Raw genomic sequence first — 23,949 nt, forward strand, 5'->3', positions numbered from 1 at the left:
TTTCCTAACTACCAAAGAAAATGATGAGAAATCATACTTTATCTTATTTTTTTCTCCTCACCCAAACCTTATGGCTGTGCTGACCCACAGAGCGGATGGGAGCAGTCTCGTCATGGGCTATCTCCTTCAACTCCAATGAGGCGGCAGTGCGGCTCAAGTTGTTGATGTAGGCATAGTCGGTAAGACCGATGAAGCCATTCTCATCGATGACATCCAAGGCTCGGGCGATACGCTCCTCTCGGGTATATTTCTGCTTCAAAATCTGCTTCACTCCACTCATTTCACGCTCAAGATCGGGATCGGTTTCCCGCTTCACAGATTGGATGAAATCGGGAGACGCCTTGAAGTTGACGTCTCTTACGCCAACCTTACGATAGGCCATCTTATCATCATCACCCTGCATCTCGGTAGGCTTGTCATCCTCGAAACCCAAGGATAGAGAGAAGGTGCCGAGACCTTCCAGATTCACATTATAGCCCATGGAAAGCATGCGAACCAGCATATCTTCCACATCCATCAGCACGGCTTCAGTGGTACTCGGAGAAATGCCACGATGATAACCCTGCATCTTGTCGATAAACTCCTTGCGAGATAGTGTACGATTGGCCACCATCTTGGGATAAACCTTACGCTTGCCGTCATGATGAACATCCGACATCTCCTGCAACTTGTACTTTGCCATATCAATTCCTTTCCTTATTAAGTTCTACATCATCATTTATAAAGCGAGACCGTAGTCCTGGAAGAGATGGTTTGCATCCTTAAATGCATTCACCTATACTCTTAAGGATAATAGTCTTTATCATTAGAAGAAATCTCCGTTCAGCGATGCTGAATCTATGTTCAGCAGTGTTGAACTTAAGTTCAGCAGTGTTGAATATAAGTTCAGCAGTACTGAACATAACTTTCTCCACTGCAAAAATACAATCCCTACTCATCCATTCTTCAGTTGTTTCTTTCGTACCAATTCTCACAATCAAAAGGTACTCCAAAATTTAAAGGTTAGTTAAACCAACTCCTTAAACCAGTCCGCTTAAATCAAGGGAGTATTGGGTAGGAAGTTTCTTTTCCTTCTTGATAAACATCAGCATATAAATAGGGAGATAAGTGATTTTTCCCACCTTCTTCACATTATCGTTACACAACACATAGGCTTTTGAAATCTGATAGGTTGTAGAGTTCATCACATTCGTAAGCGCTTTGTGACGCTCATAATCCTTGCCCGATTTAACCTCTAAAGGCAACACCTCACCATTTTGCTCTATCACAAAATCCAGTTCACCCTGCCGCTTGTTGTTATAATAATACAACTGGAAGCCATGCGCCTGGAGTTCTTGTGCCACCGCATTCTCATATATCGAACCAAAGTTGATGGACGGTTCGTTATCCAAAATCTTCAGCTGAATGCCATCTGCATAAAGACTTGCCAAAAGACCAATATCTGCCATAAACAGCTTGAATAAGTTTCGGCTGCTTGACAAAATCAAAGGCACAGTAGGCTCCTCAACATTATATACCGGCAGAGCGACACCAGCATCCTTCAACCACAAGAAACTATTCTGATAACGTGAAAACTTGATGTTTTCATTCAGGTTCTTCAATATGAAACGCTTGTTCTTGGCATCAAGCTCAGCAGGAATCCTGTCAAAGATTTCTTGAATATACAATTTATGGTCAGGGTCATATTTCGCTATATCCTGCTTATAAAGACGTATAATAGCCTGCTGCTCTGCCATTACATCTTGCAGATTATTGGTAGCCAGATATTTATCAACAGCTGCAGGCATTCCACCTACTATAAGATAAAGCCGGAATACCTCCATCATCTTTTCATGAATGAATTCATCTACAACAGTCCCTTCTGTAAAATGTTTCCTCAAAACATCTATAATTCTATCGTTGATACCAACGGCAGATGCAAACTCCTCAAAATCAAGCGGATACATATCTTTCACATCCATATATCCCACTGGAGCTGAACGGAGATTCTTGATTTCCACACCCAATAAGCTACCACTTAAAATATAGCGATAACTCCCTTCCTCCACCAAAAACTTGATGGCAGTTACAATTTCCGGGCATTCCTGCACTTCATCAAAAAACACAAGAGTATTACCCTTTATTAAATCCTGGCTGGTCACTGTGGAGAGACGCAACAAGATGTCTTGACAGTTCTTCGCCTTGCTGAAGACCTTTACCAAACCCGGATTTTCAATGAAATTGATTTCAACGAATCTTTCAAAATGTTCATGACCGAAACGACGGATAGAATATGTTTTTCCTATCTGTCTTGCTCCTGTCAACATCAAAGCTTTTCTATCGGTATCGAAAAAGTCAGCTAAATATCTGTCTATCTTACGCTTAATCATTTTTTGTCCTCTTTTCTAATATTAAACGGATGCATTTTGTCCGTTTTTCCAATACAAAAGTACTATATTCTGTCCGTTTTTCCAAGGGATTTACACTTAATTTTGTCCGTTTTTCCAAGTTTTAACGCTTTTAACACACTTTTCATTCGCGCGAATTCAACAAGCAACTGCCAAATATCCTGCAGATCTCAGTGAATAAAGTAATCATCACCATTTTCTATATCCCAATTTTTCCACTCATCTGTTGCTTCCCATCATCGCAAGGCATCACAATAACGGTTAATTTGAAATACCAAACGTCACTTAACTGATCAAACAAAACAAAAAAAGAGAGAAACCAAGGAGCATAAGCTACTCGATTTCTCTCTAGAGATTCTATTTTGCAGTTGTGATTTAAAGAGGCAACATTCGTAGACGTTGTCCTACAACTCCTTTACCATAAATATGGTGGTGGCGGTATGTCCTGAGTCACCAAGGCGCTGAGGAATATGCCTGAAGCCATGACGCAGCTTCTGCTCTTTCAGGGCATATTATTTCACGATAATCTCGTCAACAAACAGCCAGCCGCCGAAGCTGCTTGGCTTCGCCTGAACACGGATGTAGCGGGCTGTCTTGCTGCCCTTCCAGGTAAGCGTCTTGAAGTTCAGAATCGGCTCCTTGCTCGACTCATATTTCTTGTCGAATACCTGGGTGAAGTTATTGCCATCCTCACTAACTGATACCGTATATTGAGAAGGATAGAAAATCTCAGGACCGCTGCTCTGCATGAAATCGGTGCCTACGCTGCTAACCTTGGTAGATTTACCAAGATCGATGGTTACATCGAAGCAATTCTTGCCGATAAAGCCTTGCCAGCGACCATCGCCATGAGCCCATCCGCCCATATTACCATCCACCAGCGTCTTTTCGCCAGCCGCAGGATAGTAGCGGTTGTAAGCATGGTTATAGGTAACCTTGGCACCCACAGCCTTGTGCTGCACCGGCTTCATCTTCTCCTTGCGCTCACCAATCTCCTTCTTCAACTCGAATGGGTTCACGCCTTCAGCCTTCAGATGTTCTATCTGCGCCAGGGCACGGGTCTTGAACTCAGGATAGTTCTTGGTCTTGGTTCCGTTCCATCCTATCTCAGCCAGAGCTAAGGCACGAGGATAAAGCATATACTCGGCATACTCTGGAGTAGGAATATGCTCAGTCCAGAGGTTCGCCTGCACACCGGTAATCATATTGCGCTCCGCCTCTGGAAGATCGCTTCCCGGCACGTAGCTATACACCTTCTCGGTAGGAATGAAACCGCCATTTGCCACTGGCTGGGTGCCCGGTGCATCCTGATACATATCGAAATAGCAGTAAGCTCCCGGCGACATCACTACATCATAGCCATGCTTGATGGCCTCGTGTGCCAGTTCGGTGCCACGCCAAACCATCACGGTGGTATTCTTGGAGAGATTTCCGGCAATCACCTCGTCCCAGCCTACGAGCTGGCGACCATGCTCGTTCAGGAACTTGCCCATGTGGGAAATGAGATGAGCCTGCAATCCATCCACGTTGCCGATGCCCAGCTCCTTCATCTTCTTCTGGCAGAGGGCACAACTGCCCCATGACTTCTTCGCAGCCTCATCGCCACCCACATGAATGTAATGAGAAGGGAAGATATCCATCACCTCTTTCAAGACATTCTCCAAGAAATCGTAGGTTCCGATGTTGCCCGGACAGAAATCTGCCTGCTTGTAAGGCTCATGGGTGCAGGACAACTCAGGATAGGCTGTGAGCACTTCTTCAGAATGACCCGGCATCTCGATTTCCGGAACGATGGTGATGCCACGCTCGGCAGCATATTTCACCAGGTCGCGGAGTTCATCCTGGGTATAGTAACCACCCTCGGCACCCTCGCTGCCCTGCTCCAGATACTTGTTGCCATTGGCATTCCAGTCTTTCCATAACTTACCCGAACGCCAGGCGGCGAAATTGTTGAGTCTAGGATAACGCTTGATTTCAATACGCCATCCGGCTGCATCGGTCAGATGGATATGGAGACGATTGAACTTATATTCCGACATCACATCAATCTGCTTCTTAAGGAAGGAGATTGGGAAGTAATGACGGGAAACATCGAGCATCAAACCGCGCCACTTGTAGGCAGGTGCATCCACGATGTCGCAGCATGCGATGCCTTTCTTGGTGGTAAGCTGCTCCATGGTCTGCCAGGCACGGAGGAAACCCTCGCTGCTGGCGGCACTGATTTCAATGGCATCAGGTGCCACATGAAGCCGGTATGCCTCAGGCGAAGATGCATTGGCGAGTGGAGTAAACTTTACCACTCGCTTGGCTGCATCGTTCACCTTGACATTCCATGCCTTGGTATAGATATTCTCGGCATCAGCGCCTACTTGGTTTTCTACTTTCACACCATCGCTGGTGTTGAACACGCCCTTGCCCATCGTAACCTGCTGCGGTTTCGGCAACAGGCTCTGAGCCTGAAGGGATGAGGTTAGTAAGAGTGCCCCGAAAAGGGACAATAGATAGTTGGATTTTTTAGTCATACGGCTTATCTATAAAAAATTAATATCAGTCCGCTAAGCTATCGACCTATTGTCTCTAACTTAGCGTACTATTTTAAAACTTATCGTTCTACTTTCTCGATAATTTTCATTCCCTCTTCCACTGCCTGCATATTCAATGGAATCAGGTTATGATGGCGCTCTGGCAACGACTTGAAGAGTGCCTTGTTCAAACCGTCGGTGCTCACCACAGGGCAAACCTTCAGCAGTCCGCCCAATACAATCATATTGAACACCTTCGAATTTTTCATCTCGGCAGCTTTGTCCATCGCATCAATGCGATAGATGGTGATGTCCTTGCGCTGTGGAGGATTCATCACGCCATAGCCATCGTAAATCAGGATACCGCCAGGCTTAATCTTTGACTCGAACTTATCGAGCGATGGCTGATTGAGCACAATGGCTACATCGTAATGGCTCAGGATAGGCGAAGAGATGCGGCTGTCGCTCACGATGACCGTTACGTTGGCTGTACCGCCACGCTGCTCAGGTCCGTAAGCAGGCATCCAGGTTACCTCCTTGTCTTCCATCAGTCCTGAGTAGGCCAGGATCTTTCCCATCGAAAGGACGCCCTGACCACCAAAACCGGATATAATGATTTCTGTCTTCATTGTTCTTACAAATTTGTTGTATCCTTCAGGTCGCCCTTAGGATACTGCTTAAACATGTTCTCTTCCATCCACTTGTTCGCCTCAACAGGTGAGAGCTTCCATCCGCTGTTGCAGGTAGAAACAATCTCTACCAGGCTGGAACCCTTGCCCTGCATGCTTGCCTCGAAAGCCTTGCGGATTGCCTTCTTTGCCTTCTTGATGCTTGCCACGGTCTCCACACTCTGGCGGGTTACATAGCAGGTACCCTGCAAATGGCTGGCAAGTTCGGTGATGTTCAGTGGATAACCATGAAGATCTGCCTCTCGTCCGTAAGGACAGGTGGCAGTTTTCTGACCCAGCAGGGTAGTTGGAGCCATCTGTCCACCGGTCATACCATAGATGGCATTGTTGATGAAGATGATGGCGATGTGCTCGCCACGGTTCAAGGCGTGGATGGTTTCGCAGGTACCGATGCACGCCAGGTCGCCATCGCCCTGATAAGTGAAAACGAGGCGGTCAGGCCACAAGCGCTTGATGCCCGTAGCCACAGCAGGAGCACGGCCATGGGCAGCTTCCTGCCAGTCGATATCCAAATAGCGATAAGCGAATACGGCACAGCCCACCGGACAAACGCCCACCGTCTTATCCTCCATGCCCATCTCCTCGATGACCTCGGCAACGAGCTTATGAACTACGCCATGCGAACAGCCCGGGCAATAGTGCATCGGGGTATCGTTCATCAGCGTAGGCTTCTTATATACCAGATTCTCTGGTGAAATTATATCATTCATTTTGTTAACTTCTTTAATGCTTCAACGATTTCCTCTGGCTCAGGCACGATGCCGCCCAAGCGACCGAAGTGCTCCACTGGAGTCTGGCCATTCACGGCCAAACGCACATCCTGAACCATCTGACCTGCATTGATCTCGGCAACCAGAATGCCCATCTTGGTCTTGGCAAGTTCATGAATCTCCTTTTCAGGGAAAGGCCAGAGGGTGATAGGACGGAACAATCCCACCTTGATACCCTGCTCACGAGCATTCTCGATACTCTTCTCGGCGATACGTGCCGCACTTCCGAAGGCTACGATAACATAGTCGGCATCCTCCATCTGCTCCATCTCATATCTTACCTCGGTATCACGAATCTTCTGATACTTCTCCTGAAGGGCGATGTTGCGTGCCTCCATGACCTCAGGCTTGAGTTCCAGAGAGGTCATGATGTTGACAGGGCGACTCTTAGGACGGCCGATGGTAGCCCAAGGACACTCCCTGGCAATCTCCTCCTCGGTGCGACGTGGTTTTACCGGAGGCAGAACCACCTTCTCCATCATCTGTCCGATGACGCCATCGCTCAGGATCATCGCCGGATTGCGATACTTGAAGGCGAGAGTGAAGGCGAGATCTACGAAATCTGCCATCTCCTGAACCGATGCAGGAGCCAGCACGATGACGTTGTAATCGCCGTTACCACCGCCACGGGTAGCCTGGAAATAATCACTCTGTGATGGCTGGATGGTACCCAAGCCCGGACCGCCACGCTGCACGTTGACGATAACACCCGGAATCTCGGCACCTGCCATATAGGAGATGCCCTCCTGCATCAAAGCCACACCAGGACTTGACGAGGTGGTGATGACACGCTTTCCGGCACCGGCGCCACCATAAACCATGTTGATAGCCGCCACCTCACTCTCAGCCTGCAGAACCACCATTCCCGATGTCTCCCAAGGCTTGAGCAGAGCCAGCGTCTCAATAATCTCACTCTGAGGTGTGATAGGATAGCCAAAGAAGCCATCCGCACCACATCTGATGCAGGCATGGGCTATCGCCTCATTGCCTTTCATTAATGTTACTTCTTGATTTGCCATTGTTTAGTCCTCCTTCTTTCGATAAACAGTGATGCAACCGTCTGGGCAGACGATGGCGCACGAAGTACAGCCAACGCATGCGTCAGGCACAGCTGCCTCTACATAGCGATAACCATGCACATTGACCTTCTTCTCGGCCAATGCGATGACCTGATGAGGACAAGCCTCTACGCAGAGCGCGCATCCCTTGCAACGCTTGGTATCGACTACAATAGCCCCTTTAATCTTGCTCATATTCTAAATTTTTTCTTATTATCTTTACTTTTGGAGTAGCCAAGGCTGCTGCGATCCACATAGAGCATTATGGATTGTAGTAGTCTTTGCAATAAAAGCTCATGATATTATCAAGCATCTCCTTTGCCGCTACAGCCGAACTCTCGGGATCGAGGGCGATGGCCTCCATATAGCAGTCGAGGGCATGCTTAAAGTCGCCTTGCTTCCGCCAGGCGTTTCCCTGCTGATAATATTCTTCTGCTGTCATTTTACTCTATTTTTTTCTAGTTTTGCTGTGCGAAATTACGAAAATTATGCAAAGAAAAAGAATATCGACGCAAGTTTTAAACTAAATTAATGTAGTTTTTCCCGAAAATGCGCACACAATATTTCAAGTGTGCAATTTTTCAAGAACAATGTGCATTATTTCTAGTATTATATCCCATTAAAACACAATTCGCCATTTACCGCAGTTGGCTACGGTAAATGACGAATAATACGATACCTCGCAAAACGAGGTAGAGGATAAAGGCAAGCCACAGGGCATGGTTGTCCAGCAGAGGATGCAGTCCGAAGAACAATGCGAAGAACGAGGCTGAGGCTACGGCGGTGGAACAGAGCATCGACTTCGAGCGGGTGATGCCCACGAAGATGCCATCGAAAACGAATGCCGGCATTCCTGCCAGGGGTATCAATATCGCCCATCCGAAATACTCGCCCGACGCTTCTATCACCCGACCGTCACTGGTAAGCAAAGAGAGGAAGTTCTCACCACCTATTATATATAATAAGGTGAAACCGAAGGCTACGCCCACTCCGAAACCCATCGTCCGCCTGACCACCTCCCGGAACGCTACCCTATTCCCGGCACCGTAATACTTGCCGCTCAATGCCTCTGCCGCGTAGGCAAAGCCATCCATGAAATAGGAGAAGATGGTAAAAAGCGTCATCAGCAACGTGTTGACAGCCAGCACCAGCGTACTCTCGCGGGAACCTGCTGCCGTAAAGAAGAGGTTCACTGCCACCAGACATACGGTGCGGAGGAAGATGTCTCTGTTTAAAGAGAAGAATCGCTTCAGCGGTTCAGAATCAAAGAGATGCTGGCGATAATCATACTTGCCCAACCGGCGATAGTAAAGCCGATAAAGCACGCATGCCATCAGGAATCCCCACCATTGGGCGATGACCGTGCCGAGCGCCACGCCCTCTACCGTCATCCTGCAAACGAAGACGAGCACCAGGGAGGCAACGATGTTCACCACATTCTGCGTCAGCGACACCACCATCGGGATTCGGGTGTTCTGCATACCGATAAACCAGCCCGTGAATCCATAGAGTCCGAGCACGGCAGGCGCTCCCCAGATACAGACATAGCAATATCTGCGGGCCAGTTCCACGACATCCGCTTCCGGAGACATCGCCCACAGTCCGCAGCCGATAATCCATCTCTGCAGGATAAAGAACAGGAGTCCTATCCCTACGCCGATGCCCAGAGATCGAACCAGGAGCCTCAGCACTTCGGCAAAGTCTCTCCTACCCAAAGCCTGCGAAGTCATTCCGCTGGTTCCCATTCTCAGAAATCCGAAGAGCCAGTAGATGACATTGAAGAGCATCGACCCCACGGCAATGGCTCCGATATAAGCCGCATCGCCGATATGCCCCACGATGGCAACATCCACCAAACCCAAAAGCGGTACCGTGATATTGGATATTATCGACGGCACCGCTAATTGCAATATTCGTTTATTCATAATTAAAAATCAATAATCAATAATTAAGAATGTACTTTCCGAAACGGCGTATGCCTAACTATCAATTATAAACTATTAACTATAAACTAAATTCTAAACTTCGCAGCCTGCTCCTCAATGTAGGCAGCATCACTGAAGTAGTCGATGCGCATTGCCTTGCGAACCTCGTCCATGGTCTGGGCTGCAAATTCGCGGGCATCTTCGCTACCCTTCTTCAGGATATTGAATACTTCAGGAATATCCTGCTCAAACTCATGACGGCGAGCACGGATTGGGTCGAGCATCTTGTTGATGACGCTGTTCAGGAACTTCTTGCAGGTGCCATCACCGATACCACCCTTCACATACTGCTCCTTCAACTCATCCAAAGTCTTGAACTCTGGCCAGAACTCAGCGAAATCCTCAGGAGTAGAGAATGCCTCCAGATAAGTGAACACGGCATTTCCCTCCAGATGTCCAGGCTCTTCCATGCTCATGCGTGGCTCACCGTTAGACATCTTCTTCACCTTCTTCCAAACGGTCTTCTCGTCATCGCTCATGTAGATGCAGTTGCCGAGACTCTTGCTCATCTTCTCCTTACCATCAGTTCCTGGAAGGCGACGGCAGCAAGCAATCTCAGGAAGCAGAATCTCTGGCTCTACCAATACAGGCGCATAAGTCTGGTTAAAACGGCGAACCAATTCGCGGGTTACCTCCAGCATTGGTTCCTGGTCCTCACCGGCAGGCACGGTTGTAGCCTTGAAAGCGGTGATGTCGGCAGCCTGGCTCACAGGATAGCAGAAGAAACCGAGAGGAATGTTTGCCTCGAAGTTACGCATCTTGATCTCTGTCTTTACGGTTGGGTTACGCTGAACGCGAGATACAGAGATGAGGTTCATCAGGTAGGTAGTCAACTCAGCCAACTCTGGAATCATACTCTGGATATAGAGTGTACACTTCTGTGGGTCGAGACCCGCAGAAAGATAATCGAGTGCTACCTCTGTAATGTTCTGGCGAATCTTCTCAGGATTGTCAGCGTTATCTGTCAAAGCCTGAACGTCGGCCATGAACACGAACATTCTGTCAAAGTCGCCAGCATTCTGAAGCTGTACTCGGCGCTGCAATGAGCCGATGTAGTGACCCAGGTGAAGTTTACCTGTAGGACGGTCGCCCGTCAATATAATCTTTCCCATTTTTCTTACGATTTTAATAATTTAGCTGCAAAGGTACAATAAAATAATGAAAAAGAGGAAGAAAAGATGTAAAAATAACCAAAACCCAGACCTAAGCAGGCAAAATATGAGCCTAGCTGCCAAAATATGAGCTAAGCAGGCAAAATAAAAGCGAGACCTCTGAAAAAGAAGCCTCGCTTATTCTATATTCTGTTTTCGTTGATATCAACGGAAATTAGAATTCTGCATTCTTTGGGGTACTTTAGAACTCTGCATTCTTTGGTGTACGTGGGAACGGAATCACGTCACGGATGTTCTGCATACCAGTTACGAAGAGAATCAGACGCTCGAAACCGAGACCGAAACCTGCGTGTGGGCATGAACCGTACTTACGGGTATCAAGATACCAGCTCATATCCTTCATAGGGATGTTGCGAGCCTCAATCTCACCCATCAACTTATCGTAGCTCTCCTCACGGACAGAACCGCCGATAATCTCACCAATCTGTGGGAACAGTACGTCGGTACCCTGAACGGTCTGACCGCTCTTGCCGCCGAAGCCGCTCTCCTCCTCGTCTATCTTCATATAGAATGCCTTGATAGCCTTTGGATAGTTGGTCATGATGACTGGACGCTTGAAGTGCTCCTCTACGAGGAAGCGCTCGTGCTCTGAAGCCAGGTCGTCACCCCACTCGCATGGGAACTCAAACTTCTTGCCCTTGGCGATAGCCTCCTGAAGGATGCGGATACCCTCGGTGTATGGAAGATGAACGAAGTCGGAATTCAATACGCCCTCCAGACGAGCAATCAAACCCTTGTCAATCATCTTGTTCAAGAAAGCAAGGTCGTCCTTGCAATGCTCAAGTGCCCAACGGATACAATACTTGATGAAGTCTTCCTCCAACTCCATCAAACCATCCATATCCAGGAACGCAACCTCTGGCTCAACCATCCAGAACTCAGCCAGGTGGCGAGGAGTGTTACTATTCTCTGCACGGAAGGTAGGACCGAAGGTATAGATAGCGCCAAGTGCTGTGGCACCCAGCTCACCCTCCAACTGACCAGAAACGGTCAGTGAAGTTTGCTTGCCGAAGAAATCATCAGAATAGTCAATCTTGCCATCCTCGGTTTTCTTCAGGTTGTAGAGGTTCTTGGTTGTAACCTGGAACATCTGACCTGCACCCTCACAGTCGCTGGCTGTGATGAGAGGAGTATTGAAATAGAAATATCCATGCTCGTGGAAGTAGGTGTGGATAGCCATCGCCATGTTGTGGCGGATACGCATCACGGCACCAAAGGTGTTGGTACGAAGACGGAGGTGAGCATACTGACGCATGTACTCGAAGCTCTGTCCCTTCTTCTGCATTGGATAGTCGCTGCCGCAGAGACCGTAGATTTCGATGCTTTCGCACTGAATCTCAACACTCTGACCGGCACCCTGGCTCTCTACCAAGGTACCTACTACGCTGATGCAGGCACCAGTGGTAATCTGGCGGAGCTGATTCTCATCGACCTTTGATGGGTCGACTACTATCTGAATATTATTAATAGTAGAACCATCGTTAAGAGCGATAAAATCGACTGCTTTGCTACTACGATGGGTACGTACCCATCCCTTAACATTCACGATTGAGTCGTAGGCTGTGCTCTTGAGCAAGTCAACGACTTTAGTTCTTTTTACTTTTTCCATTGTTAATATTAATGCTTCAAGGAGTTAAAGAAGTTAAGGAGTTAAGGAGTTAAGACAATAGTTATAAACCAAGAATTCCTACCATAATAAAAACTCTCAGCCAATATAACACTTGTCTTAACTCCTTTCAACTCCTTAACTCCTTAACTTCATATTATTGTTTCTTATTCAAAAGCACCCATGCGGAGCATGTCAACTTCCTTCTCTGTAAGGAAGCGCCAGTCACCACGACGGAGGTTCTTCTTGGTCAAACCTGCAAACTGTACACGGTCGAGCTTGGTTACACGATAACCGAGGCTCTCGAAGATACGGCGAACGATACGGTTCTTGCCGCTGTGAATCTCGATGCCTACCTGTGACTTGTCGCGATCGTCAGCATACTCGATAGCATCTGCCTTGATCTCGCCGTCATCCAAGGTAATACCCTCACGAATCTGATCCATATCGTGAGAAGTGAGGTTCTTGTCGAGGTGTACGTGATATACCTTCTTCTTCAAGAACTTAGGATGAGTCAGCTTAGAAGCCAGGTCACCATCGTTGGTCAACAGGAGCACACCTGTTGTGTTACGGTCGAGACGACCTACAGGATAGATACGCTCAGGGCATACATCCTTCACGAGGTCCATCACAGTCTTGCGCTGCTGAGGATCATCGCTGGTTGTCACGTAATCCTTTGGCTTGTTGAGCAATACATATACCTTCTTCTCCAAAGATACCACTGCATCGTGGAACTTCACCTCGTCGGTGCGAAGAATCTTGGTACCCAACTCGGTAACTACCTCACCATTGACAGTTACCAGACCAGCCTGGATGAACTCATCAGCCTCACGGCGAGAGCATACACCAGCATTGGCAAGGAACTTGTTCAAGCGCAATGGCTCTGTTGGGTCGATATTCTCCTCCTTGTACTCGATGCGCTTCTTCATGCTATACTTAGCATTTGGATCGTATCCAGGAGTGTGCTGACGGAAGCCGCCACCACGGTTGTTGTTATAGCCACCACCACGGTTGTTGCCATAGCCACCGCCACGGTTGTTGCTGTTATAGCCACCACCACGGTTGTTGCCATAGCCACCGCCACGGTTGTTGCTGTTATAGCCACCACCACGGTTGTTGCCGTAACCACCGCCACGGTTGTTGCCATAGCCACCACCCTGTGGACGGCCGTAGCCACCCTGCTGACGTGGCTGGTAACCACCATTAGACTGATGCTGGTCGTCACCTTCTGCATTATTGTTGAAACGAGGACGGCTATTGTAACCACCCTGCTGAGGACGGCTGTTGTAGCCACCCTGTGGACGGCCATAACCACCGCCACGGCTGTTACCATAGCTGCTGCCACCACGGTTGCTGTTGTAGCCACCCTGTGGACGGCCATAGCCACCACGGCTGCTGCTGCCATAGCTGCTGCGCTGTGGACGATCGCTGCTGCCCGAATTACCCTGCAGGCCAGCTCCGAATCCTTCTGGACGGAAGCCACCCTCGCTACTGCTGTTACTACTTCTATCGCTGCCATAAGATGGGCGATGACTGTTAATACGTGGACGCTGTGAGCGACCTACACTACGATAACTCTTCTGATAACCGCCTGCGCTGAAGCCCTCTCGGGTGTTCTCGTTGCCTGACGATTGACTCTGTGGTTTGTTTTCGATTTCTGAATCCATATTACTTCTTAAATAAAAGCCTCACGGCCGGGTTAATAAATCTTATTATTTATATTTAAACTTGATATGATATGTCTGTACTTTTCCTGCCCTTAGGGGATCAGATAATACTTAAAATATACCTGTATAATTACTTGGAGTGATAGCCATCAGCTCAGCCTTCACGCTGTCGCTCACGTTCAATCCCTTGATAAACTCGTGGATGGTCTCCTCGGTCATGTGGGTATTGGTACGGGTGAGAGCCTTCAATGCCTCGTATGGATGAGGATAAGCCTCACGGCGAAGGATGGTCTGGATAGCCTCAGCCACTACTGCCCATGTATTATTCAAATCTTCCTGCAACTTCTCCTCGTGGAGGATGAGCTTGCGCAAGCCCTTCAATGTGCTCTGGATGGCGATGATGCTGTGACCGAGAGGCACACCGATGTTGCGGAGCACGGTGCTGTCGGTAAGGTCACGCTGCAAGCGGCTTACTGGAAGCTTCTGTGCCAGGAACTGGAGAATGGCATTGGCAATACCGAGGTTACCCTCGCTATTCTCGTAATCGATAGGGTTTACCTTGTGTGGCATCGCACTGGAACCTACCTCACCAGCCTTGATCTTCTGCTTGAAGTAATCCATAGAGATGTACATCCAGAAGTCACGGTCCAAGTCGATGATGATGGTATTGATTCTGCGGATGGCATCAAAGATGGAACCCAGATGATCATAGTTGCTGATCTGTGTGGTATATTGCTCGCGCTCCAAGCCCAGCTTCTCGCTTACGAACTTGTTGCCGAAGGCACGCCAGTCATACTCTGGATAAGCCACATGATGAGCATTGTAGTTACCAGTGGCACCACCAAACTTAGCTGTAATCTTGCAAGCCTTCAAAGACTCGAGCTGCTCGGTGAGACGATAAACGTAAACCATGATTTCCTTGCCCAAGCGGGTTGGAGATGCAGGCTGACCATGAGTCTTAGCCAACATAGGAACATCCTTCCACTCATCAGCGTAAGTCTGGAGCTGTGCAATCAACTCCTCTACCTGTGGGTAGAAGCACTCTTCCAAAGCCTCCTTCACAGAGAGAGGCACACTGGTGTTGTTGATGTCCTGAGATGTCAAACCGAAGTGGATAAACTCCTTGTAGGCATCCAAGCCACCAATCTTGTCGAACTCTTCCTTGATGAAGTACTCAACGGCTTTCACGTCATGGTTGGTAATCTTCTCAATGTCTTTCACACGCTGTGCTTCCTTCTCGTCGAGATTGCGATAGATGTCACGCAAACGCTCAAACAGCTGCTTGTCGAAAGAAGCCAACTGTGGCAAAGGTAATTCGCATAAAGTAATGAAGTACTCAATCTCTACGCGCACACGATAACGAATGAGAGCATACTCTGAAAAGTAGTTAGCGAGTTGCTCTGTTTTTCCCCTGTAACGACCATCAATAGGTGATATGGCAGTCAATAAATCTAAATCCATAATAATTAATAATACGTATTATATATAATATAGGGTGCAAAGTTAAGCAATTCCTTTGAAAAAACAGAAAAATAAGGAATTATTTAGCTTTAATTAAAACAAAAAGGTCTCCCAACTTTTATTGGAAGACCTTCATAAGGGTGGGCGCTGACGGATTCGAACCGCCGACCCTCTGCTTGTAAGGCAGATGCTCTAAACCAGCTGAGCTAAGCGCCCTTATGACAAATAAATGTTCGTTCTAAAATTAAAATCACGAAAACTAAGTTTCGTGGGCGCTGACGGATTCGAACCGCCGACCCTCTGCTTGTAAGGCAGATGCTCTAAACCAGCTGAGCTAAGCGCCCTTATGATAAGTAAGGATTTCTTTTTCTATTATTCACGAAACTAAGTTCCGTGGGCGCTGACGGATTCGAACCGCCGACCCTCTGCTTGTAAGGCAGATGCTCTAAACCAGCTGAGCTAAGCGCCCTGAAAAAAATCCCTGCAACCACAAAAGTGAGTCACAGGGAACACCCCTGTGGGCGCTGACGGATTCGAACCGCCGACCCTCTGCTTGTAAGGCAGATGCTCTAAACCAGCTGAGCTAAGCGCCCTTACTTTTCGTAAGCGGTTGCAAAGGTACTACAAATATTTGAATCCACCAAACTTTTTCCCGTTTTTTTTCAAATTTCTCAAAAAATACATGAAAAGAAGGCACTTTTCACGGAGAAAAGTGCCTTCTTATAGGGAGATTACTCGGCAATCTGAACGGTTGCACGACGATTATAAGAGTTTGGCTTCAACTCCTTCACACCGCCGTTTGCCTTGATTTCGATGTTATTCTTATCCACACCCATCTTCACAAGCTGCTTTGCCAACTGCTCAGCACGTTTCTGAGAGAGTTTCTGATTGAATGCCTGAGAACCTGTTGCGCTATCAGCATAACCGGTAACCAACAATTTGGTATCATTCTCTTTCGCAAACTCAGCAAGAGCCTTCACATTTACCAAATCCTTCTTGGATGCAATAGAAGACTTGCCGATATTGAAGAACACAGAAAGTGGAGTGTTGGCGAATGCAGGAGCAGCAGCCTCTGTCTTGGCCGCAGCATCATTCTTTGGCTGGTTCTCTACCAGCTTCTGCAAACGCTCGTTTTCTGCATTGGCATCTGCCAAGGCTGCATTCAAGGCATCAAGCTCTGACTGATGAAGTGCATTGACTGCATCCATATCCGGAGCCTTCTTCCATTTTGCACTACCCAGGTTGAAGGTCAAGCCCACCTCGGCATAGAAATTGTTGCAACGGCGCTTCCAGCTCTGGTCGGCTACACCCTTGCAGTTGTCGATGTTATGATCGAAGGTATTCACACCTGCCTCCACAAAAACGCTGGTCTTCTTGGCTACCTTCCAGGATGAGTGAACACCTGCACTGTAATCCAGGGCGTATGTGTTGTAGGTCATCGAACGACCCACACCGGCACCGGCAAATGCCATCACATCCCAGATGCGGTTTTCTCTGTAACCCTTGAAAAGATTGCTCAGGTTAAACATCACCTGCTCGTTCAATGCCCAATACTTGTTGCCATTGCCCTCGTTGGTACCATCGTTCCAGTCGGCATCCACCTTCTTGCCCCAGATGCCCTGAAGCTTGGTACGGAGACCGATGCTTGGTGTAAACCACTTACCGATGGCAAGAGATACACCTGGATTAGAGCGGAACTTCTTGAATGGACTCTTCGCCAAGCCATGTCCTCTCTCCTCGGCAGAATACCAGGCATTCCAGTCGGCACCTACCTGCACGAACCAATTACTTGCAAAAGAATTGGTGGCAATACTATACTTTTCATCAGGAGTCACGTCCTGAGCAAAACTTCCCATTGTAACGCTAGCCAAAGCCAGCATAGCTAACAACTTTTTCATTTCTTTCTGATTTTAACTTATGGTTTACCTATACTATAATTATATACACCTTATTATATATCCCCCCACTCTATCCCAAGAGATGTTCTATCTCCTGCTGCTGCAGGATGCAAAGCACCGACTTGCCGTCGGGGGTGTAGTTCACATTCTCGCAAGCGAAAAGTCCGTTCACCAAACCCTCCATCTCGTCGTTGCTCAACACCTGTCCATGAGGTATCGCTGCCTGGCGAGCCATCGAGAGTGCCAGTGCCGTATTGATTTCGTCCATGGCAGACACGCCTTTCTCCACAGCACTCGCCACCATGTCCTGTACCAGTTTTACGGGATTCATTCCCTCCAATCCGGCAGGCACTGAGTTGACGGCATAACTGCCACCACCCAAGTCTTCCAATTCGAAGCCCATCTCGTTCATCTCTGGCAATATCTTTTCGAAGATAACCTTCTCCGACATCGGAAATTGAACCACTTCAGGGAAGAGAACCTTCTGAGAATGGAAGGTGCGCTCCTTCAATTGGCGAAGATACTGCTCAAAGAGGATGCGCACATGGGCACGATGCTGGTCGATAATCATCAAGCCCGATTTCACGGCTGTCATGATATACTTACCCTTATACTGATAATGAGAAGGAGATTTCTCTGCAATGATACTGCTTGGCGATGTTCCTGCACCCGCTTCCTGATCCGGATTATCGAAGAGTTCCATCGTATGCTGCTGCTCATCCTGGTCTTTCAGCCCCTCGTAGAGCTGCTCCCAGTTCTGGTCAACCTCCGGTTTGGTGCTCGATGGTCCCGGAAAACCGGCACCCACAGGCTTGGCATTGGAAGAAGAATGAACCTTGAAAGGATTGTAGCTAGGATTCAGACTGATTTTCGGAGCCGGCGTGGATGCAGGAACTTCAGGATTGTAAACAGGAATCTCCGGTTTATCCTCCGTATCGAAATCGATGGTAGGCACATCATTGAACATGCCAATACTTTCCTTCACTGCCGCCGAGAGAATCTGCCAGATGGCCTGCTCGTTCTCAAACTTGATTTCGGTCTTGGTAGGGTGAATGTTGACATCGATGTCTTTAGGATCCACCTCGAAATAGAGGAAGTACGGCACCTGCTCACCCAGCGGTATCAGTCGGTCGTAAGCCGCCATCACCGCCTTGTTGAAATAAGGGTGCTTCATGTATCTTCCGTTGACAAAGAAGAACTGATGAACACCCTTCTTCCTTGCCGACTCAGGCTTGCCCACAAAGCCCCCCACCTTGCACATGGTGGTTTCCACATTCACAGGTAGCAGGTCGTGATTGAACTTCTTGCCAAAGATATCCAGAATACGCTGGCGCAGATTCACCGCACGAAGATTGAACACCTCGGTGCCATTGCTGCGCAGGGTAAAGGTAATCTGAGGATTCACCAGGGCGATGCGCTCAAAGGCTGTCAGGATATTATTCAGTTCGGTGGCGTTCGACTTGAGGAACTTTCTTCGAGCCGGAACATTATAGAAGATGTTGCTCACCGAGAAGATGGTTCCCACGGCACAGGCACAAGGCTCCTGCCGTTCGTATCGGGATCCCGAGATGGCAACCAAAGTTCCAATCTCGTCACTTTCCTGTCGGGTTTTCAGTTCCACCTGCGCCACTGCGGCGATAGAGGCGAGAGCCTCACCACGGAATCCCATGGTGCGGAGCGCAAAGAGATCGTCTGCCTTGCGGATTTTCGAGGTAGAATGACGCTCGAAAGCCAATCGGGCATCGGTCTCCGACATTCCCTTGCCATCATCAATGACCTGGATATTGGTGCGACCGGCATCCACCACAGATACATGGATATTCCGGGCACCTGCATCCACAGCGTTCTCAACCAGCTCCTTGATTACGGAAGCTGGACGCTGTATCACCTCTCCTGCCGCTATCTGATTGGCAACAGAATCGGGTAAAAGTTGAATGACATCACTCATCGTCGTTTAGATTTTAAAATAAGAACTATACTATCGAACACCTGGTTTCTTCTTGGCTCTTGCCTTGGAAGTCTTCTGCTTTGCCAAAACCTTGGAAGATACCACCTTAGGCTCTTCTACTAAGTCTTTTTCCTTTTCAGGCACTTCTACCGATGCGTTTTTCTGAAGCGTCTGAAGCGGAGCCTGATGGCGCTTGATTTCCTTCAGCTCGGAACCCTTCGCCTTGCCGCGCCATACGAAGATGTCGTTTTTATCCTTTGGACGGATATCTTCGAACCAGGCAAAGTTAGGCAGTTTATATTTGGCTGGCGGAATCTGGGTCATCGGATACATCGTGCTGGTAAACTTGTTGGTCCAAATCTTGTCCAGCTTGCGTGCCGCTCCCAGATACATACGCATGGTATCGGTCTCCAGATAATTGAGACCCACCAGCGAACTGTCCTTGTCGTTGGTCATGTAATACACGGTCTGCACATTACCGATGGCTTCAGACATCTTCATCTCGCCCTTGTCGAAATAAGACTTCATCTCGCTGGATGTAATCTGGTTGAAGTGCTCCTTGTCGGGCATCTGTTCGATGGAAAGTGCCTGACGCAGCACATGGGCAAAGCGGATGGTGGAATCAGCCATATATACCTTGATTTCCTCACCCAGCAACTGGCGATTGAGATTCCAGGTAATAGGATCCTTATACATCGTCATGCAGGAGTCCTGGGAATTGAATACCAGGGAATCACATACTGCCTGGATGTCATTGCGGAAGGCACGCACATGAGGATAGGCATGCACTTTGCGGTAAACGGAATCGGTATTGATGTTGAAGGTGTAGATGCGCATCGTATCCGAATGCATCCACAAGGTATCTTTCTGCGAATAGTCGATAACAACAGGATTCTTGGTTGCGAATCCCTTACCGGTTTTCTCGTTATATCGGAGATAGTTGCATGTGAGCGAATTCTTGTTCTTCTTATCCACATACACCACATTGCCATAGCCCGTGCTCTCGCCATTCTTCACATAGTAAAGACTGTCACCGGTGATGGTCTTGTCCTTGTCCACCAGCGTAGATCGGCCAAAGAGCTTTGCCTTGTCGGTCCTGGTATCGTAATAACCGTCGTGGGTGTTCACCACGCTGGCACCCGAGATAATCCTAGATGGTCCCACCAGATGGGCAGTAGATGTAGGTACGTCATAATACAGGGTATCGGTGGTAATCACATCCTTGCCGCTGCGCAGCTTTACGTTGAAGACAAACTTTGCCTCTCGGGTCTCGGTGTGATACTCTCCCCAGTCGGAAACCAGCTTGTCCTTGCCGTCAATCAGCGTACCGCCGTCAAAGAAGTTAGCCATGTTATACAGACGGTCGAAATCCAGACTGTCGGTAAGCAGCTTCTGTCGGCGATGGCGCAGCACCACGTTCTTGCGGGCATGCATCATCTGCATCATTCCGTCATAATCGGCTCTTTCGCAGGTTAGCGAGAGGGTGTCTCCCTGGCGGTAATGCACATGACCGAATGCCTTCACTGAGTTGGAACCCTGATAGAAATAGGCACTGTCGCAGGTGAGGTGACCGCCCTGATGCATGAAGGAAACCTTGCCCTTCACAATCTGGGCATCCGGATTGTTGCCATACATGTCGTAGCGCAGCTCATCGGCATGGAGCAGATAGACTCTGTCTCCCTGAGGGCGCTTCTTGTGCTTCCTCTTAGGTGCCTGCATAGCTAGCACCAAAGAAAACCCAAATAGGCATAGAATCAATGCGAAAAAGATTCTATGCCCGTTCTTGATATTATTATAATGTCTGTTACTGATCATTTAACCCAACCTTGATATTCAAATTTGCAATCTTTGTAGCGGTCGTTCATGCGAACGTAGGTCCTCTTAATCTTGTCGACTACCCAATCATGCAAAGTCTTTTCTCTTTCCTTGGCAAGTACCACGTCCTTCATCACCTGGAAATCCTCGGTGATGGTGGCTCTGTGACCATCTACACGGCTTACCAGCTTAATCAGGGCGCAAGTGGTCTTGCCCTTGCTGTTTACCATGGTGAAAGGCGCTGATACCTGACCCACCTTCATGGTGTCTACCACGCGTGCCACCTCGGTAGGAAGATCCTTCATCTGGAACTTAGAGGTGCGGTCGGCAGAAGTGGCATTTGCCATCAGACCTTTGTTGTTTCGGGTATCCTTATCGTCAGACAAGGCGCCTGCTGCATCCTCGAAAGAGAATTTCTTGGCACGGATGTCGTTGCCGATGGAATCCAAACGACCGATTGACTTGTCGATAGCCTCCTGAGAAACCACTGGCTTCAGCAGGATGTGACGACACTTGATCTTATCACCGCGCTTATCGATGAGCTGGATGATATGATAACCGAACTCCGACTCCACAATCTTGGAAATCTTCTTCGGGTCGGTCAGGTTGAATGCCACGTTGGCAAACGCCGGGTCCAGCATACCTCTACCGATATAATCCATCTCTCCACCCATGCGGGCAGAACCTGGGTCTTCACTATACAGACGCGCCAAGGTTGCGAAAGTGGTCTCACCCTTGTTCACACGGTCGGTGAAGTCACGCAACTGGTTCTTGACACGGTTGATTTCCTCCATAGGAATACGAGGCTGCATGGTGAGAATCTCCACCTCCACCTCAGTTGGCACGAAAGGAATGCTGTCGGCTGGCAAGTTGTTGAAATACTTGCGCACCTGGGCAGGCGAAACCTTGATATCCTTCACCAGTTCCTGCTTCATCTTCTGGATGAGCTGCTGGTTCTTGAAGTCGTCGTGCATCTGCTGGCGCATCTGGGTAACGCTCTGCTTGCGGTATTCCTCCAGTTTCTCACGCGAACCAATCATGGAAATCCAGTGATTGATCTGGTCGTCGATGCCCTGCATCACTTCCGATTCAGAAACCTCGATACTGTCGATGGCTGCCTGATGGAGGAAGAGTTTCTGCACGGCGAGCTGCTCCGGAATGGAACAGTCGGGGTCGCCAGCATACTTGATTCCTTCTGCTTCAGCCTGAAGTCGAGTCACCTCGACATCCGACTTCAGGATAGCCTCATCGCCGACTACCCAAATCACCTCGTCAACGACGCTGCCTGGGGCTATATTCTCCGAGTCACCCTTCGCTTCCTGCTGGCTCGAATCAGCTTCAGCTGCAGAAGCATGGCGGCTCATCCCCATACGTGAGGCGCTTGCACTCATGCCTATTACCAAGAGCAATGCCACAAACGCCAGACTCATTTTATATCCAGTATTCATTGATACGTCCGTTCTGATAAATATATATTAATGTTTGTTTACCGTAGCCAGCACCTCAGGGTCGACCACGAACTGATATTTCTTTCTCAAACCAGCCACCCAGTCTTTCTCCAGCTGGTCCTGATAGTCGGCAACCACCAGCGCCTTCACGTCGGTGTATTCCTTAGGACCCTTCTTGAGAATCTTTCCGAAAGTGGCATCGATAGGATAATCCTTCACCTTCTCTACCTTGGCATTCTTCTTGAACACCACCGAGTCGATCAAGGCATTGTCTCCCTCCTTGAAGATACCTTTCTCCACGCGAATGCGCACCACCGAGTCGGCATTGAATGCATTGCGCAGCAACTCAGCCCATTCGCTGAAAGGTTTTCCCTTGACACATTTCTTCACGGCTGCCACGTCAGCGGCATCCTTCACATGGTAAGCAATGCCCTTGAAACGAGGCTGCTCCCACTTGTATTTCTTCTTGTTCTTGGCAAAATAAGCAGCCAAAGCCTTTTCGTCTTTCGCAGCCTTTTCCCAAACCATGCGGTTGCTGATCTCATAGAGCATCAGTCCGTCGTGGTATTCCTGTACCAGATACTTCAGGTTGCTGTCCTTGGCAGTCAACTCGGCAGTCTTCTTATCCAGAATTGTCTCGCGGTCGGTTCCCGCAGGCAATGTCTTCACGATGGAATCCAACTTCTGGTCAACGATTCTTTCTCTGATTCCCCTTGCGTCGATGAAACGGAGAATATCGTTCTTCACCGAATCGTAAGGGAAGAAGTCTTGCTTATCCTCCAACTTGATGATGTGATAGCCAAACTCCGACAATACAGGCTTGCTGATTTCTCCCTTCTTCATGGAGAATGCAGTTTCCTCGAAAGCCTTCACCGTCTGTCCCTTCGAAATCCATGAGATATCGCCACCTCTTACGGCAGAGCCCTTATCATCTGAGTATTTCCTGGCCATCTCGGCAAAGTCAGCACCCTTCACCAACTTCTTTACCTTCTTGTTCTTTACCTTCTCGATAACATAACGGTCGGCAAGGGCATTATAGATAGAGTCAGCCTTTAGCTTCGCCTTCTCCTGTTCCTCAGCTGTAGCCTTCTGGCCCAAACGTATCATGATGTGGGCTGGTCTAACCATACCGCCCGCCTTGATGACACGTTCTCTGGTTTCATTATAAATCTTATGCGCTTCCGCAACGAGATCCGCCTCATTGATCATCGTAGGACGAATCTGCTGGTCGCGATACTGCAGGAATTCCTTCTTGAAGGAACTGAGCGTATCGATGCGAGCCTCCTTAGCAGCCAACACCTTGAGCTTGTAGTTAACGAACAGGTCAACATATTCATCCACAGATTTCTTGTCGATGACACCCTCGGAATTGTTTTTGTTGTAAGAATATTCAAATTCGGAACGACTGACAGGCTGACCATTGATGGTCATGATAACAGGGTCGTCGTTTTGAGCAAAAGCTATGCCCCCCGAAAGGAGCATAGCTGCGAAAAGCGCATAAAATTTCATTTTTTTCTATTCAA

The 23,949-nt window shown here is 48.4% G+C and carries 18 protein-coding genes and 4 tRNA genes; all 22 read right to left on the minus strand.

What is annotated here, in order from left to right:
* Positions 1 to 43: 43 nt before the first annotated feature.
* Positions 44 to 682 (minus strand): hypothetical protein, encoded by a 639-nt coding sequence (locus V8Z93_RS13525; protein WP_439431837.1) that lies wholly within the window; start codon positions 680 to 682, stop codon positions 44 to 46.
* Positions 683 to 1,019: 337 nt separating this feature from the next.
* Positions 1,020 to 2,369, minus strand: coding sequence for an ATP-binding protein (locus V8Z93_RS13530; protein WP_439431838.1), 1,350 nt, complete (start codon positions 2,367 to 2,369; stop codon positions 1,020 to 1,022).
* Between the two features lie 530 nt (positions 2,370 to 2,899).
* Complete coding sequence (locus tag V8Z93_RS13535; RefSeq protein WP_439431839.1) at positions 2,900 to 4,909, minus strand: glycoside hydrolase family 20 protein; 2,010 nt, start codon at positions 4,907 to 4,909, stop codon at positions 2,900 to 2,902.
* 80 nt (positions 4,910 to 4,989) lie between these two features.
* On the minus strand, positions 4,990 to 5,538 hold the full coding sequence (locus tag V8Z93_RS13540; RefSeq protein ID WP_439431840.1) for a 2-oxoacid:acceptor oxidoreductase family protein: 549 nt from the start codon (positions 5,536 to 5,538) through the stop codon (positions 4,990 to 4,992).
* Between the two features lie 5 nt (positions 5,539 to 5,543).
* Positions 5,544 to 6,308: a thiamine pyrophosphate-dependent enzyme gene (locus V8Z93_RS13545; RefSeq protein ID WP_089544971.1), complete on the minus strand. Its 765-nt coding sequence runs from the start codon at positions 6,306 to 6,308 to the stop codon at positions 5,544 to 5,546.
* Positions 6,305 to 7,387, minus strand: a complete 1,083-nt coding sequence (locus V8Z93_RS13550) for a 3-methyl-2-oxobutanoate dehydrogenase subunit VorB (RefSeq protein WP_439431841.1) — start codon at positions 7,385 to 7,387, stop codon at positions 6,305 to 6,307. Before V8Z93_RS13550 ends, V8Z93_RS13545 begins: the two co-directional genes overlap by 4 nt.
* Positions 7,388 to 7,390: 3 nt before the next feature.
* On the minus strand, positions 7,391 to 7,621 hold the full coding sequence (locus V8Z93_RS13555; RefSeq protein ID WP_439431842.1) for a 4Fe-4S binding protein: 231 nt from the start codon (positions 7,619 to 7,621) through the stop codon (positions 7,391 to 7,393).
* A gap of 67 nt (positions 7,622 to 7,688) precedes the next feature.
* Positions 7,689 to 7,868, minus strand: a complete 180-nt coding sequence (locus V8Z93_RS13560) for a tetratricopeptide repeat protein (RefSeq protein WP_439431843.1) — start codon at positions 7,866 to 7,868, stop codon at positions 7,689 to 7,691.
* Positions 7,869 to 8,064: 196 nt separating this feature from the next.
* Complete coding sequence (locus V8Z93_RS13565) at positions 8,065 to 9,351, minus strand: MATE family efflux transporter (protein WP_439431844.1); 1,287 nt, start codon at positions 9,349 to 9,351, stop codon at positions 8,065 to 8,067.
* A gap of 86 nt (positions 9,352 to 9,437) precedes the next feature.
* Positions 9,438 to 10,523 (minus strand): tryptophan--tRNA ligase, encoded by a 1,086-nt coding sequence (gene trpS / locus V8Z93_RS13570; protein WP_117586858.1) that lies wholly within the window; start codon positions 10,521 to 10,523, stop codon positions 9,438 to 9,440.
* Between the two features lie 241 nt (positions 10,524 to 10,764).
* Positions 10,765 to 12,192, minus strand: a complete 1,428-nt coding sequence (asnS, locus tag V8Z93_RS13575; protein ID WP_439431845.1) for an asparagine--tRNA ligase — start codon at positions 12,190 to 12,192, stop codon at positions 10,765 to 10,767.
* Between the two features lie 164 nt (positions 12,193 to 12,356).
* Positions 12,357 to 13,856 carry a pseudouridine synthase gene (locus V8Z93_RS13580; RefSeq protein WP_439431846.1) on the minus strand — a complete coding sequence of 500 codons (1,500 nt, stop codon included), beginning with the start codon at positions 13,854 to 13,856 and terminating at the stop codon, positions 12,357 to 12,359.
* A gap of 111 nt (positions 13,857 to 13,967) precedes the next feature.
* Positions 13,968 to 15,317, minus strand: coding sequence for an adenylosuccinate lyase (gene purB, locus V8Z93_RS13585; RefSeq protein ID WP_203050680.1), 1,350 nt, complete (start codon positions 15,315 to 15,317; stop codon positions 13,968 to 13,970).
* Between the two features lie 141 nt (positions 15,318 to 15,458).
* A tRNA-Val gene (locus V8Z93_RS13590) sits at positions 15,459 to 15,533 on the minus strand.
* Between the two features lie 53 nt (positions 15,534 to 15,586).
* Positions 15,587 to 15,661, minus strand: a tRNA-Val gene (locus tag V8Z93_RS13595).
* A gap of 50 nt (positions 15,662 to 15,711) precedes the next feature.
* Positions 15,712 to 15,786 (minus strand) — tRNA-Val (locus tag V8Z93_RS13600).
* 49 nt (positions 15,787 to 15,835) lie between these two features.
* Positions 15,836 to 15,910, minus strand: a tRNA-Val gene (locus tag V8Z93_RS13605).
* 138 nt (positions 15,911 to 16,048) lie between these two features.
* Positions 16,049 to 17,215 carry an OmpA family protein gene (locus V8Z93_RS13610; RefSeq protein WP_203050678.1) on the minus strand — a complete coding sequence of 389 codons (1,167 nt, stop codon included), beginning with the start codon at positions 17,213 to 17,215 and terminating at the stop codon, positions 16,049 to 16,051.
* Between the two features lie 70 nt (positions 17,216 to 17,285).
* Positions 17,286 to 19,163: a DNA mismatch repair endonuclease MutL gene (gene mutL, locus V8Z93_RS13615; RefSeq protein ID WP_439431847.1), complete on the minus strand. Its 1,878-nt coding sequence runs from the start codon at positions 19,161 to 19,163 to the stop codon at positions 17,286 to 17,288.
* A 30-nt stretch (positions 19,164 to 19,193) separates the two neighbouring features.
* Positions 19,194 to 20,978, minus strand: a complete 1,785-nt coding sequence (locus V8Z93_RS13620) for an OstA-like protein (RefSeq protein ID WP_439431848.1) — start codon at positions 20,976 to 20,978, stop codon at positions 19,194 to 19,196.
* Positions 20,975 to 22,426 (minus strand): peptidylprolyl isomerase, encoded by a 1,452-nt coding sequence (locus V8Z93_RS13625; protein ID WP_203050672.1) that lies wholly within the window; start codon positions 22,424 to 22,426, stop codon positions 20,975 to 20,977. Before V8Z93_RS13625 ends, V8Z93_RS13620 begins: the two co-directional genes overlap by 4 nt.
* A 27-nt stretch (positions 22,427 to 22,453) precedes the next feature.
* A complete protein-coding gene (locus V8Z93_RS13630) occupies positions 22,454 to 23,935 on the minus strand; it encodes a peptidylprolyl isomerase (RefSeq protein ID WP_439431849.1) in 1,482 nt (493 codons plus the stop codon).
* Positions 23,936 to 23,949 lie beyond the last annotated feature (14 nt).

The organism is Segatella copri (genome assembly GCF_051861805.1).
GTDB lineage: Bacteria > Bacteroidota > Bacteroidia > Bacteroidales > Bacteroidaceae > Prevotella > Prevotella copri_M.

What these genes read in the sequence shown, in the direction of transcription:
- V8Z93_RS13525 (WP_439431837.1), bottom strand. Translation starts at nt 682, where the DNA reads ATGGCAAAGTACAAGTTGCAGGAGATGTCGGATGTTCATCATGACGGC.
- V8Z93_RS13530 (WP_439431838.1), bottom strand. Translation starts at nt 2,369, where the DNA reads ATGATTAAGCGTAAGATAGACAGATATTTAGCTGACTTTTTCGATACC.
- V8Z93_RS13535 (WP_439431839.1), bottom strand. Translation starts at nt 4,909, where the DNA reads ATGACTAAAAAATCCAACTATCTATTGTCCCTTTTCGGGGCACTCTTA.
- V8Z93_RS13540 (WP_439431840.1), bottom strand. Translation starts at nt 5,538, where the DNA reads ATGAAGACAGAAATCATTATATCCGGTTTTGGTGGTCAGGGCGTCCTT.
- V8Z93_RS13545 (WP_089544971.1), bottom strand. Translation starts at nt 6,308, where the DNA reads ATGAATGATATAATTTCACCAGAGAATCTGGTATATAAGAAGCCTACG.
- V8Z93_RS13550 (WP_439431841.1), bottom strand. Translation starts at nt 7,387, where the DNA reads ATGGCAAATCAAGAAGTAACATTAATGAAAGGCAATGAGGCGATAGCC.
- V8Z93_RS13555 (WP_439431842.1), bottom strand. Translation starts at nt 7,621, where the DNA reads ATGAGCAAGATTAAAGGGGCTATTGTAGTCGATACCAAGCGTTGCAAG.
- V8Z93_RS13560 (WP_439431843.1), bottom strand. Translation starts at nt 7,868, where the DNA reads ATGACAGCAGAAGAATATTATCAGCAGGGAAACGCCTGGCGGAAGCAA.
- V8Z93_RS13565 (WP_439431844.1), bottom strand. Translation starts at nt 9,351, where the DNA reads ATGAATAAACGAATATTGCAATTAGCGGTGCCGTCGATAATATCCAAT.
- trpS (WP_117586858.1), bottom strand. Translation starts at nt 10,523, where the DNA reads ATGGGAAAGATTATATTGACGGGCGACCGTCCTACAGGTAAACTTCAC.
- asnS (WP_439431845.1), bottom strand. Translation starts at nt 12,192, where the DNA reads ATGGAAAAAGTAAAAAGAACTAAAGTCGTTGACTTGCTCAAGAGCACA.
- V8Z93_RS13580 (WP_439431846.1), bottom strand. Translation starts at nt 13,856, where the DNA reads ATGGATTCAGAAATCGAAAACAAACCACAGAGTCAATCGTCAGGCAAC.
- purB (WP_203050680.1), bottom strand. Translation starts at nt 15,317, where the DNA reads ATGGATTTAGATTTATTGACTGCCATATCACCTATTGATGGTCGTTAC.
- V8Z93_RS13610 (WP_203050678.1), bottom strand. Translation starts at nt 17,215, where the DNA reads ATGAAAAAGTTGTTAGCTATGCTGGCTTTGGCTAGCGTTACAATGGGA.
- mutL (WP_439431847.1), bottom strand. Translation starts at nt 19,163, where the DNA reads ATGAGTGATGTCATTCAACTTTTACCCGATTCTGTTGCCAATCAGATA.
- V8Z93_RS13620 (WP_439431848.1), bottom strand. Translation starts at nt 20,978, where the DNA reads ATGATCAGTAACAGACATTATAATAATATCAAGAACGGGCATAGAATC.
- V8Z93_RS13625 (WP_203050672.1), bottom strand. Translation starts at nt 22,426, where the DNA reads ATGAATACTGGATATAAAATGAGTCTGGCGTTTGTGGCATTGCTCTTG.
- V8Z93_RS13630 (WP_439431849.1), bottom strand. Translation starts at nt 23,935, where the DNA reads ATGAAATTTTATGCGCTTTTCGCAGCTATGCTCCTTTCGGGGGGCATA.